Annotated in this window: 13 protein-coding genes; 8 read left to right on the top strand and 5 right to left on the bottom strand. The window is 50.7% G+C overall.

Annotation, left to right across the window (positions count from 1 at the left end; all coding sequences use genetic code 11):
• Nucleotides 1–61: 61 nt before the first annotated feature.
• The 4 genes from PMPD1_RS08030 to mntR form a co-directional block, all read right to left on the bottom strand.
• The gene (locus PMPD1_RS08030; protein WP_173633541.1) at nucleotides 62–1,630 is read right to left on the bottom strand and encodes a DHA2 family efflux MFS transporter permease subunit; all 1,569 of its coding nucleotides are present in this window, start codon (nucleotides 1,628–1,630) and stop codon (nucleotides 62–64) included.
• A complete protein-coding gene (locus PMPD1_RS08025; protein ID WP_435529720.1) occupies nucleotides 1,627–2,790 on the bottom strand; it encodes an HlyD family secretion protein in 1,164 nt (387 codons plus the stop codon). The genes PMPD1_RS08030 and PMPD1_RS08025 overlap by 4 nt, the downstream gene beginning before the upstream one ends.
• 117 nt (nucleotides 2,791–2,907) lie before the next feature.
• Nucleotides 2,908–4,023: an SLC13 family permease gene (locus PMPD1_RS08020; RefSeq protein ID WP_173633540.1), complete on the bottom strand. Its 1,116-nt coding sequence runs from the start codon at nucleotides 4,021–4,023 to the stop codon at nucleotides 2,908–2,910.
• 26 nt (nucleotides 4,024–4,049) lie between these two features.
• Complete coding sequence (mntR, locus tag PMPD1_RS08015) at nucleotides 4,050–4,511, bottom strand: manganese-binding transcriptional regulator MntR (RefSeq protein WP_173633539.1); 462 nt, start codon at nucleotides 4,509–4,511, stop codon at nucleotides 4,050–4,052.
• Between the two features lie 271 nt (nucleotides 4,512–4,782).
• Here mntR and PMPD1_RS22915 point away from each other — a divergent pair, with 271 nt between their 5' ends.
• Together PMPD1_RS22915 and PMPD1_RS08010 are read left to right on the top strand one after the other, a co-directional pair.
• On the top strand, nucleotides 4,783–4,947 hold the full coding sequence (locus PMPD1_RS22915; protein WP_494338256.1) for a hypothetical protein: 165 nt from the start codon (nucleotides 4,783–4,785) through the stop codon (nucleotides 4,945–4,947).
• Nucleotides 4,948–5,162: 215 nt separating this feature from the next.
• Nucleotides 5,163–6,737: a phosphoethanolamine transferase gene (locus PMPD1_RS08010; RefSeq protein ID WP_173633538.1), complete on the top strand. Its 1,575-nt coding sequence runs from the start codon at nucleotides 5,163–5,165 to the stop codon at nucleotides 6,735–6,737.
• 73 nt (nucleotides 6,738–6,810) lie between these two features.
• Here PMPD1_RS08010 and ompX read toward each other — a convergent pair whose 3' ends face one another.
• Complete coding sequence (gene ompX / locus PMPD1_RS08005; RefSeq protein ID WP_173633537.1) at nucleotides 6,811–7,323, bottom strand: outer membrane protein OmpX; 513 nt, start codon at nucleotides 7,321–7,323, stop codon at nucleotides 6,811–6,813.
• A 366-nt stretch (nucleotides 7,324–7,689) separates the two neighbouring features.
• Between ompX and rhtA the strand changes: the two genes are divergently transcribed.
• The 6 genes from rhtA to glnQ all read left to right on the top strand — a co-directional run bounded on the left by rhtA (nucleotide 7,690) and on the right by glnQ (nucleotide 12,348).
• Nucleotides 7,690–8,595 (top strand): threonine/homoserine exporter RhtA, encoded by a 906-nt coding sequence (gene rhtA, locus PMPD1_RS08000; protein WP_173633536.1) that lies wholly within the window; start codon nucleotides 7,690–7,692, stop codon nucleotides 8,593–8,595.
• Nucleotides 8,596–8,976: 381 nt separating this feature from the next.
• Nucleotides 8,977–9,480, top strand: coding sequence for a DNA starvation/stationary phase protection protein Dps (gene dps / locus PMPD1_RS07995; RefSeq protein ID WP_173636149.1), 504 nt, complete (start codon nucleotides 8,977–8,979; stop codon nucleotides 9,478–9,480).
• A gap of 94 nt (nucleotides 9,481–9,574) precedes the next feature.
• Complete coding sequence (locus PMPD1_RS07990) at nucleotides 9,575–9,838, top strand: DksA/TraR family C4-type zinc finger protein (protein WP_173633535.1); 264 nt, start codon at nucleotides 9,575–9,577, stop codon at nucleotides 9,836–9,838.
• A gap of 294 nt (nucleotides 9,839–10,132) precedes the next feature.
• Complete coding sequence (gene glnH / locus PMPD1_RS07985; RefSeq protein ID WP_173633534.1) at nucleotides 10,133–10,879, top strand: glutamine ABC transporter substrate-binding protein GlnH; 747 nt, start codon at nucleotides 10,133–10,135, stop codon at nucleotides 10,877–10,879.
• A gap of 90 nt (nucleotides 10,880–10,969) precedes the next feature.
• Nucleotides 10,970–11,629, top strand: coding sequence for a glutamine ABC transporter permease GlnP (glnP, locus tag PMPD1_RS07980; protein WP_173633533.1), 660 nt, complete (start codon nucleotides 10,970–10,972; stop codon nucleotides 11,627–11,629).
• Entirely contained in the window at nucleotides 11,626–12,348 is a 723-nt protein-coding gene (glnQ, locus tag PMPD1_RS07975; protein WP_173633532.1) for a glutamine ABC transporter ATP-binding protein GlnQ, read from the top strand. The genes glnP and glnQ overlap by 4 nt, the downstream gene beginning before the upstream one ends.
• The last annotated feature ends 108 nt before the right edge of the window (nucleotides 12,349–12,456 follow it).

Genomic DNA, 12,456 nt, shown 5'->3' with positions numbered 1-12,456 from the left:
CGTAAAAACCACCAATCGGGTAATGCGCGCAGGTGAATTTCCGGCTATCGTCACATTCATGTCAGTGTGCTCCTGCACTGCCTTCGCTCTTAATTGGCGCTAGCAGCAAACAAAATGGAATCAAAATAAAGGCCACAATACTCAATCCGGTAAACACATCGATATAGGCCAGAATGCGCGACTGGGCAATCATCTCCTGGTAGAGCTGCCCGCTGGCTTGTGTCATCGGGTCGCCGATAGCGCGACTAAAATCGCGGATCGCTGCGCTCCAGTGCTGCAAGGTGATATTAAACGGCTCATTAAACGGCGATAGGTTATGCACCATATGCGCGCTACGCGTTTGCTCACGTTCGGTAATGGCAGCGGTTGATAGCGAAATACCGATCGAGCCCGCCACGTTACGGAACATGGTAAATAGCGCCGAGGCATCCGCATTTAAGCGCTGTGGAATGGTCACAAACGCCACGGTGGTCAGCGGTACGAACAGGAATCCCAATCCAATGGATTGCGCGCTCCGCATCATCACTAACGTCATAAAATCAACATCGGGCGTGAGCGTCGAAGAGTAGAGGAACCCCAACGCCAGGCAGGTGAAGCCAAAGGCGATAATCCATCGCGTCTGCACAATTGGCATTAACTTCAACACCAGCGGAATGGTCATCACGATCAGCACCGCTCCGGGTGAAAGCACCAACCCCGACCAGGTGGCGGTATAACCTAAATCCTGCTGTGCCAGTTGTGGTAACACCACTGAGCTGCCATACAGCATCATCGCCATACCGGCCATCAACAGGCCGGAAACGGCGAAGTTGCGATCCTTCATCACCAGAATATCTACCACCGGCTTACGGGCATACAGCAACCAATAAATGGCGCCGACGATGCCAATCACGGTGAAAACAGTAAACAGTTGGATAAACCCGGACGAGAACCAATCTTCATCTTCGCCGCGATCAAGCATGACCTGCAGACATCCAAGACCTAAAGTAATCAGGGAAATACCGATATAGTCGATTTTTAGCTTCCCTTTCGCCCATTTACGCTCCCACGGCGGATCTTCCAACAGTTGATAAATCGCCAACACCGTCAAAATCCCAACCGGAATATTGATAAAAAACACCCAGCGCCAACTGTAATTATCGGTGATCCAACCGCCGAGCGTTGGGCCGATGACCGGCGCCACGATGATGGCAATTGAAGAGAGCCCAAAGGCTTTTCCGCGATCTTCAGCTTTAAAATAGTCCAGTAATACCGACTGTTGAACCGGCTGTAACCCGCCGCCAAAAAAGCCCTGCAACACACGAAACAGGATGATTTGCCACAGCTCGGTTGCAATACCGCACAGGAATGAGCAGATGGTAAACATCACAATACAGATCAGGAAAAACTGTTTGCGACCAAATAAACGGCTAAAGAAGGCGGAAATTGGCAGCACGATGCCATTCGCCACCAGGTAAGAGGTGAGAACCCATGTCGATTCGTCATAGCTGGAGGAGAGTGAGCCGGCAATATGCGGCAGCGCCACATTGACAATAGTGGTGTCCAGGATCTCCATGAACACCGCCAGAGTGACCATAATTGCCACCAGCCAGGGATTACTGGCCGGTTTCCAGCTTTGGTTTTGACTCATTCCACCGTCACCTTAGGCTCCACCGAAAGACCAAGCGGTAACGGTTTGTTCGGATCCAGACCTTTATCAATGACGATTTTAACCGGTACGCGTTGAACGATTTTGACGTAGTTACCGGTGGCGTTTTCCGCCGGGAAAGTCGAGAAGCGCGAACCGGAACCCATCTGCACGCTATCGACGTGACCTTCCAGCTTCATATCCGGCCACGCATCGACGCTAATCTGCACCTTATTGCCCGGTTTCATGCGTTCCAACTGCGACTCTTTGAAGTTAGCTGTCACCCAAACGTTGGGCGAAACCAGCGAGAATAGCGCGGTGCCCGCCTGTACCAGAGTACCGGTTTGCACGTTACGCTTGGTGACAAAACCGTCGTAAGGCGCGCGCACTTCGGTATACGAGAGATTGAGTTCTGCGGTATTCAATTGCGCCTGCGCCTGTTCGACTTGTTGTTGCCGCGCTTCAACATTGGTTTCCTGCTGACGAATTTGCAGTTCAACCTGCGACGCGACCTCAACCTGCGCTTTGGCACTCTGAAGTTGCGCTTGCGCCGAGCGTAGTTGCGCGCTGGCGCTATCGATATTACTTTGCGAAGTGGCGCGCGGATCGACACCTTTCTGACGCCGATACTCCGCCTGCGTATTCAGCAGGTTGGCTTGCGCTCGCGCCTGATCGGCCAGCGCCTGATCACGCTGTGCCGGATATTGCACGCGGGAGAGCGCCAACTGCGCCTGCGCCTGATGTAATTGCGCCTGCGCCAACCCCAATTGGGCCTTGGCTTGATCGCGCTGTGCGGTATTATCGCGCGGGTCGATGAGCACTAACAAATCGCCCTTTTTCACCCGCTGGTTATCATTAACCAGCAGTTTTACCACGTAGCCAGAGGCTTTTGGGGCAATGGTAACCGCATCACCTTCGGTAAAGGCATCGTCAGTGGTTTCTTCATTGCGGGTCGTAAGCCAAAAGAACAGCGCCACCACCAACATAACCACCACCACGATCGCCAGAATAATTAGCGGCTTTTTTCCCGGTCGTTTACGCGGCTGCTCTTCCGCCTCATCCTGATCTTGTGGTTGCTTTTCCTCGTCTTGGCGGTTAGACGTGTGTGGTTCATCAGGGTGATGCTGTTGATCATCAGTCGGTTTATCGTTTGAATTTGCCATAGTTTCCATCATTCAATATGGGCTCAAACCGAGCCCTTAAAGATTCAGACAGATTTAACAATAGGAAGAAAAATGACAAATGCCAGTGTCACGGCTGATTTCAGGAACACTCCGGCACTACGCCGCACGAAGGGTTAAATAAATTAACCAACCGAGCACTAGCGCGATCAACAACATTGGCAGAGAAAATAGATGGAATTGCCACCAAATACGCCGTTCTTTCGCCATCCGTAACGCAATCAGATTTGCCAGCGAGCCCGGCAACAAACCAAATCCGCCAATATTGACCGCCCAGGCAAACAGTTGGCTGGCGGGCATAAACGGCAGCAACAAAATGGTTGCCGGTACGTTACTAATCACCTGCGAGAGACCAATGGCGGCCAGATAACGCGCCCCGTCACTCCAGTGCGCGGCCTGCGTCATTCCGGCATGTACGCCGGGTAACCGGGTTAATAAAAAGACATCGATAAACATGGCGATAAATACCGTCAGTAAGCTCCAGTCAATACGCAGTAATACCTGGCGCGCCATCAGCAGATAGGCGGCGATAACCACGATCAGCGCCCATCCGGCAAACCGGCACTCCAGCGCGGCAATAAACAGCAGGTATAACAGCACGCTGAGCCATAATAAACGCCGTTGCCACCCCTGCGCCTCCTCCGGTGCGTGACGCTGAATAATGTGGTCCGGAAAGCAAAACCATGTCAGCGCCAATAAGCACACCATCAGCGCGCTGGCCAGCGGCAGCATCTGCCAAATAAAGCCGAAAAAGGAGAGATCGCTATGCCCCCACAACAGAATATTTTGCGGATTGCCGATCGGCGTTAATAAGGAGCCAGCGTTAACCGCCAGTGCTTCAAAAATGATGAGCCGGGAAACCGGCAGCGAAGAAAATTTACGCAGTGTCAGTGTCAACGGCACGACAATAAACAGCGCGACGTCATTGGTAAGGAAAGTGGAAAGTAACGCGGCACCGGCAACCAACGCTAACGCCAGAGCGCGTTGATGTTGAAAGTATTCGATCACCCGGCGGCCCAACACCTCAAAATAGCCGCTCAGTTCAATTCCTTTGGTCAGTATCAGCAGACCGCACAACGTAATTAAGGTGTGCCAATCCACCGCGCCGGGTAATTCCGTTAGCCGGAAAGGCGCGAAAATGGCAAGAACAATCCCCAAAATAACCATCAAGTGCAAAAAGCGATCGTGCAAAAACGGCTTAAAGAGCGTTACCATAATATCGCGCCAAAACAGCGCCAGGGCTAGCGCTGGCTCTGATAGAATTTTTCGAAGATCGCCAAGGTTTCATCGCTCACGTGGTGCTCAATGCCTTCTGCATCCCGACGTGCCGTATCCGGGCTGATTCCCAGCGCCAGTAAGAACATTTCCACAATATGGTGACGGGCGCGGCTCTCTTCCGCTAGTTTCTCCCCTTCACGGGTCAGGAAAACGCCGCGGTAAGGGACTTGTTCCACGAAGCCCGCGGTTCCTAAACGCTTCAGCATTTTCGCCACCGTCGGTTGCGAAACGCCGAGACGCGCCGCCATATCGACCTGACGGGCCTCACCAAATTCGCGGATCAAGTCGGAAATCAGCTCAACATAGTCATCAATTAATTCACGGCGATGCGCTTCGCGAACCTGTCGAAAACCTTCAACATGTTCCTCGATCTCTTTTAATGACCCGTTAAGGCTGGCTGCCCCGGGTTTTGCGCGACGACTCATTCAGCTTCCTCATCTTATTAACCGGCGTTGGTACTTCCCTGCCGGTCTGTTGGTGCCACATTGTAAACGATGATGAACGAAGCACAAATTTTCTGGTAAATAGCACTGGCTATACGATATAGCCTGTGCTATACCTGTTCATTAAGCGACCACATCATTATTCCGGTTTTGGAGGTCAATATGAATGCCCCCTTCCTGCTGTTAATGATGTTCTTACTGTTCATTGGCGCGCTTTGTTTGCTCTTTAGCCGCCGCCATAAGGGATAACACCATGCAAATGAGTCGAAAAATGATGCCATGTTGCGCATCGCCGGAGGTTAGCGCCATGAAAGCGCCCTTATTATTACGTTTATTTAGCCGGTCGCCGTTCACGTTACGGCTGATGCTGTTGGAGATGTTAACTGCCCCCAAATCCGCTGATAAACCGGCAGCGTAAGCTTTAAAAAAAATTTAGTCCGTATTTGACAGAAATGTGACAACAGCCAATTGCCTTTCGCGCAAGCGAGGATTATCTTGCCATGCCTTTCGTAAGAGTGCTGGCAGAAGCGGCAACAAATCCCCTCCTGGTTCCACCCTCCACGAGCTGTATCAGGCTGATACGTCTTCAATCACCGTGAAGATGCGTTTTTTTGCGTCATTTTAAGATTAAAAATGAACCTGACACTGATTAAGTCTACGGCGTTAACCCGCTGTCGTGAGTTATTAAGCCCCTATATTGGGCTGTATTTACTACTTTCTCTGCTGATTAACCTGGCGCTCGGCTATCCCATCAGCCTGTTGTACACCCTGGCTTTTACCGCCCTCCTCATCTTATTAGGCAATTGCGCAATTGGGCTGCAAAAAGGGCTGATTATGGTGTGTGCGCTGGTGGCCGGCTGTTATTATCCGTTCGGCCAGTTATATGGGCCACCCAATTTCAATACCTTGCTGGCGTTGCACTCGACCAACCCGGAAGAAGCCAGCGAAATGATCGGTATTTTCCCGCCGCGCGATTACCTAATGGGACTGGCGATTATTAGCTGCGGACTGTTAGCATTGCGCCGTAAATTGCCGCCACCCAAGTCGTGGTCGCATATTGAAAGCGCTTGTCTGGCGTTTGTGGTCGTGGCCTGGTTAACTCAGCCGACGCTGAATAAATTGGCTGGCTGGCCGTTTAGCCTGGTCGATGCGGGTTATCCGGTGGCGCGCTTTGTGCGTGATACGGTAGAGAGTAAACTGACGGTGGACAGCGAATTAGCCCGCATGAAAAACCTTACCTCTGTACCGGATGACTGGCAGATCACTGCGGTTAAGCCGACCCGGCAAATCTATGTCATTGTGATTGGTGAAAGTGCGCGGCGTGACGCGCTGGGTGCGTTTGGCGGCAGATGGGACAATACTCCGTTCGCCAGCCAGACCGTCGGCACCTTTTTTACCCACTACACTTCTGCCGCCTCTTCCACGCAAAAATCGCTCGGTTTGACGTTGAACCTGGTCGAAAACGGTCAGCCATTGTATCAGGACAGTATCATTACCCTGGCAAACCGTGCCGGTTTTGAAACCTGGTGGCTTTCCAACCAAGGACAAATTGGCAAGTACGATACGGCTATTTCCAGCATCGCGCATCGCGCCATGCATGTGCACTTTCTTAAAAACGGTGATTTTGAAGCCGATAAACAAACCCGTGATGATGATCTACTTACACTGTTACCCGAGGCGCTGAAACAACCGGTCGATGCGCCGCGCTTAGTGATATTTCATCTGATGGGCTCACATCCTAAAGCTTGCGACCGCACCGGCGGGCAATACGCCACTTTCGTTCACTCGGCGGAGACCTCGTGCTACCTCTACAGCGTCACGCAGACCGACCATTTCCTACAACAGTTACGCCAACAGTTGCAAAACAGTGGCCTAAGCTATTCGATGATCTACTTTTCCGATCACGGTCTGGCGTTGAAAGCGAAAGGCGGTAAGAACGAATATCTGATGCACGATGATAAGTATCAGCAAAACTTTCAAGTACCCATGATGATTCTGTCGAGCCTGGATAGCCGTCATCAGGTGATTAACGCGGCGCGTTCCGCCAATGATTTCTTAGCGCTGTTTTCACAATGGACAGGGATTAACAGTAAACAGATTGTGCCACGCTATCGGTTTATTTCATCACAAAAGGCGCCGCCGATATATGTGACCAACTTTGCCTTAAAGCGCGTCAATTATGCGCGCCTGGCGCAAGACAAATTTTAAGCATAAAAAATCCGCCTCATTGGGCGGATTTTTTCATACCGGCCAGAAAAACTGGCCTGAAGAGGCTGCCTGATTAGAAGCTGTAGCCTACGCCAGCAACCCAGGTGCCAACGTCAACACTGCGGATACGGCTCTGCTCGTAACCAACGTCAACCGCGAAGTTTTCAACCGGGTTGAACTGCATACCAGCACCGTAAGAGAAGCCAACATCGCTGGTGTCAGACTTATCACGAACAACCTGGTTGTTCTGCTGGAATTTACCGTAACCGATACCGACCACGCCGTAGATACTTGCCCAATCGTTCAAACGATAAGCAGGACCTGCAGTGACGCCATAGTATTGGCCTTTATTGTAAATATCGCCTGAGGTATGATCTTTTTCAGTGTAGGTGAAAGAGCCGATCCAACCCAGCGGATCGCTGCCGTTCTCATAACGATATTTCAGGTTGAAACCGTTAGCTTTATTAGCCACACCCTGGTAATCGCTCTGCGCGTAACCACCGGAAACGGTGCTTTGAGCCATTGCGGAACCAGCGGACACAGCCAGTACACAAGCCAGTGCAGAAAGACATGCAATTTTTTTCATAACCACCTCAAATGTGAAAGTACTTCTCTCCTGACAACGCTGAAAATATAACAAAACTTAGCAAGAAACTCTGCCTTGATTTTGTTGTCCAATAGAAAGTTTGGTGTAACAGAAAGTTAATGAATTTTCGTATCTTATTATTTTAATTAGTGAAATCCGTCACAGTACCGCTTCGCTTCCATTAGGTAAAAAAAGGTTCATTGAGAAAAATCTTAAATAAACTCGACGTTTCTTTACGCTGAATTGAACACTTTTTAACCAATTGAATGGATGATTTTATACGCCTTAGCGACTTTTTCTCCCTCCATCCAGTACACTGACGCTCTTCTTTTGACCGATCGGACGCAAGTATAAGGCAGGTACAGGATGTCTTCGGGTTTCTCTCCCTCAACCAAATTGCACCCACTAATACCGGTATGTGTGTTACTGGTGTCAATGATTTCTATTCAGGGTGGCGCCTCGCTGGCGAAATCCCTGTTTCCCCAAGTTGGCGCGCCGGGTATTACCGCGCTGCGTTTGGGGTTGGGGACGCTAATCCTTTGTCTGATTTTTAAACCGTGGCGGTTACGCTTTCGCCCTGAACAACGTCTTCCATTGTTGGTTTACGGGTTGGCGCTCGGCGCGATGAATTATCTGTTTTATCTGGCGCTGCGTACCGTTCCGTTAGGCGTTGCCGTCGCACTCGAATTTACCGGGCCGCTGACCCTGGCGTTGTTGGGTTCGCGTCGTCCGGTTGATTTTATATGGGTTGCGCTGGCAGTGCTTGGTCTGTGGTTTTTGCTGCCGCTCGGCGAAGGCTTTTCCAGCGTGGATATCAAAGGCGCATTGCTGGCGGTTAGCGCTGGTGCCTGTTGGGCAGTATACATTCTTTCTGGCCAGCGAGCGGGGGCCGAACACGGCCCGGCAACGGTAGCACTCGGTTCAATCATTGCTTCGCTGGTCTTCGTACCGTTGGGGCTGAGTTTTGCGCAAAGCGGCATTTGGAACCTGTCGATCATTCCCGTGGCGGTGGCGATTGCGGTGTTATCCAGCGCACTGCCCTACTCACTGGAAATGATCGCGTTAACCCGCTTACCGGCGCGGACGTTCGGCACGTTAATGAGTTTAGAACCGGCGCTGGCGGCAATTTCAGGTATGTTGTTCCTCGGTGAAATGCTCACGCTGACGCAGTGGCTGGCGCTGCTGGCAATCATTCTCGCCTCGGCTGGCGCAACGCTGACTATGCGCCCTAAGCAGACGCACCTCGCCCCGCTTGACGAGACCTCTAAATAAGCTGCATTGCCTCGATTGCGCCTTAAATCCAGGCGCAATACATTGCGGTGTTATGTGTAAAAAACATTAATCTGCATTATAGGTTGCAAATATGTTGCACTTATATTTAGACAGACTGGTTGTTATTATTTATTACCTGTCAGCGCCAGCCATAAATAAAACCACTTTCTTTTAACTTTCAAATAATTACATTTATTCATTGAGGATATAAATAATTACGTATTTAAAATAATTATCATTTTTAATTACGTAATTTCTCTCAATACCAGCAGGTTAACGCTATCTGACCAATAGGCAGTAACTTTCCTGCAGCTTTAAAAAGCGGTGCTATACTTAACTCCGTACTTAATTAGGACAACCGACAACTAGAGGATATTAATGATGAGTACCGCTAAGCTGGTTAAAACTAAATCTTCCGATCTGATTTACACCCGTAATGACGTGGCAGAGAGTGAGAAACAAGCCACAATCGAGGTGCTCAACCGTCTGGTTATCGCATTCATTGACCTGTCCCTGATCACCAAACAGGCGCACTGGAACATGCGCGGCGCCAACTTTATTGCCGTGCATGAGATGCTGGATGGATTCCGTACCGCGATTATTGATCATCAGGATACCATTGCAGAACGCGTTGTGCAGTTAGGTGGTGTAGCGCTGGGTACCACACAAGTGGTTAATGATAAAACCCCGCTAAAAAGCTACCCGCTAAATATTCACAGCGTGCAGGATCATCTGAAAGCATTGGCTGACCGTTACGGTTTGGTTGCCAATGAAACGCGTAAGGCCATTTCTGAGGTTAAAGATGAAGATACGGCCGATATTTTTACGGCGGCCTCGCGTGATTTAGATAAATTCCTGTGGTTTATTGAATCAAACATTGAGTAATACCTGAGCGGCCAAGGCAGGCCCTAAATGCTAAATGTTAGCTAACAAAGCGGATAACCAAAGGTTATCCGCTTTTGCATCCTGGAGGTAAACGATGGCCAACGGTTGGGCGCGCGATGACGCGGTTCAGGAGCAGATCGACTCTACTATTGATGATGCCGTTTCACGGGCGCGTCGGCAACTTCACTCCGGCGCCAGCGCCAGCGAGTGTCAGGAGTGCGGCGAGCCGATACCCGAAGCGCGGCGGCAAGCGTTACCCGGCGTACAATATTGCCTGGCGTGCCAACAGGCGCGTGACAAACAGCGGCAGGCGACGCTTTATAATCGACGTGGCAGTAAAGACAGCCAACTAAGATAAATGCGCTTCTCTACGCGTTAATTTGACTCCTTTAACACTTTTGTTACTTCCCTATTCATTGTTGTGCTAATTTCAGGCTCAATTTGCGGGTAACGCCCTTTGCACCGAAACAGAACTTGCGCACCGTAATGGCGCCCTAAAACAGGGCATATCCGTTACGTCCGGGTTCTCTGACCAAATTGAATCGATTAAGCCGCTGTTTTTATGAATGTTGCAAACCTGGCATACATTTTTCATATGGCAGCAGGCATCAAACGGGAAATGCTTCCCCGCAACAGTGATAAGGATAAGATAATGAAGTCAGCTTTTAAGTTTTCTCTGGCCGCGTTAGCGCTGGCCTTTGCTGTTTCTTCCACGGCTGCAGACAAAAAACTGGTGGTCGCCACTGATACCGCCTTCGTTCCGTTTGAGTTTAAGCAGGGTGATCAGTACGTTGGCTTTGATATTGACTTGTGGAGCGCTATTGCGAAACAACTCAATCTCGACTTCACTCTGAAGCCGATGGATTTCAGTGGTATTATCCCCGCCCTACAAACCCATAACGTTGACGTGGCGCTGGCCGGTATCACCATTACCGATGAGCGTAAAAAGGCCATCGAATTCTCTGATGGCTACTACAAAAGCGGCCTGATGGTGATGGTTAAATCCAGCAATAATGAAATTAAAGGTATCGACGATCTGAACGGTAAAGTGCTGGCGGTTAAGAGCGGCACCGGCTCAGTGGATTACGCCAAAGCGCATATCAAAACCAAAGATTTGCGCCAGTTCCCGAACATTGATAATGCATATATGGAGCTTGGCACCAACCGCGCCGATGCGGTATTGCATGATACGCCGAATATCCTTTACTTCATTCATACGGCAGGTAAAGGCCAATTTAAAGCGGTCGGCAACTCCCTTGAGGCGCAACAGTACGGTATCGCGTTCCCGAAAGGCAGCGACGATTTGCGTGAAAAAGTTAATGGTGCATTAAAAACCCTGCGCGACAACGGCACCTATAACCGCATCTATAAAAAATGGTTCGGTAGCGAACCAAAATAATTTTCTTATCTGATTGATTTCAGGGGTGATTACTCATCGCCCCTGCTTTTTTATGGCAACAAAAAACGCCTTTATCCGGAGAATATAACCATGGAATTCGACTGGAGCGTCATCTGGCCCGCTCTGCCCATTTTGTTGGAAGGGGCGAAGATGACCCTGTGGATCTCGGTCCTCGGTCTGATTGGCGGCCTGATCATTGGCGTTATTGCTGGTTTCGCCCGCGCCTACGGGGGTTGGCTTGCCAATAATATCGCGCTGGTATTTATTGAACTGATTCGCGGTACGCCGATCGTGGTGCAGGTGATGTTTATCTACTTCGCCCTGCCGATGGCATTTCCCGATTTACGTATCGACCCGTTTAGTGCAGCGGTGATCACCATCGTCATCAACTCCGGCGCTTACATTGCCGAAATCACCCGTGGGGCGGTGCTCTCAATCAACAAAGGCTTTCAAGAAGCGGGCCTGGCGCTCGGGCTTTCACGCCGCGAAACCTTGCGTTATGTCGTCATGCCGTTAGCCTTACGCCGCATGCTGCCGCCGCTGGGGAATCAGTGGATTGTCAGCATTAAAGATACCTCACTGTTTATCGTGATTGGCGTGGCGGAACTGACTCGCCAGGGGCAAGAGATCATCGCGGGTAACTTCCGCGCGTTAGAAATCTGGAGCGCGGTGGCGGTTATCTATCTGATTATTACGCTGGTGCTGAGTTTTGTGCTGCGTCGCATTGAGAAAAGGATGAAAATCCTGTGATTGAATTTAAAAACGTCTCGAAGCACTTTGGTCAAACCCAGGTGCTGCACAATATCGATCTGAAAATTAATCAGGGTGAAGTGGTGGTGATTATCGGCCCGTCAGGCTCCGGTAAATCAACGCTATTGCGCTGTATCAACAAGCTGGAAGAGATTACCAGCGGCGAACTGTTTGTCGATGGGTTGAAAGTGAACGACCCGAAGGTGGATGAACGCCTGATTCGTCAGGAAGCCGGCATGGTTTTCCAGCAATTCCACCTTTTCCCGCAGATGAACGCGCTGGATAACGTCGCCTTTGGCCCGATTCGGGTACGTGGCGCGCGCAAAGAAGAGGCGCATGCGCTGGCGAAAAGCTTGCTGGCGAAAGTGGGGCTCGCCGAACGCGCCCATCACTTCCCTTCCGAACTCTCCGGCGGCCAACAGCAACGAGTCGCGATCGCCCGCGCGCTGGCGGTCAAACCCAAAATGATGCTGTTTGATGAACCCACCTCGGCGCTCGATCCCGAACTGCGTCATGAAGTGCTGAAAGTGATGCAGGATTTAGCCGAGGAAGGTATGACAATGGTGATTGTGACGCACGAAGTCGGTTTCGCGCAAAAAGTCGCCTCACGGCTGATCTTCATCGATCAGGGGCGCATCGCTGAAGATGGTGACCCGAAGGCGTTGATCGATAACCCGCCTGGCGAGCGGCTACGCGAGTTTTTACAACACGTGTCATAACCATTGCTCCTGACGGCGTGACGCATTGCGTCGTCAGGAGGCCGCACGGATTCCCACACCGCAAAAAATCCTTCTCAAGCTCAGCGACTATACTTTCCTGTCGACGCA

The sequence above is a fragment of the Paramixta manurensis genome (assembly GCF_013285385.1).
GTDB classification, from domain to species: Bacteria; Pseudomonadota; Gammaproteobacteria; order Enterobacterales; family Enterobacteriaceae; genus Paramixta; species Paramixta manurensis.
Note: the sequence above shows the minus strand (reverse complement) of the source record. Positions and strands in the feature narration are given on the sequence as shown.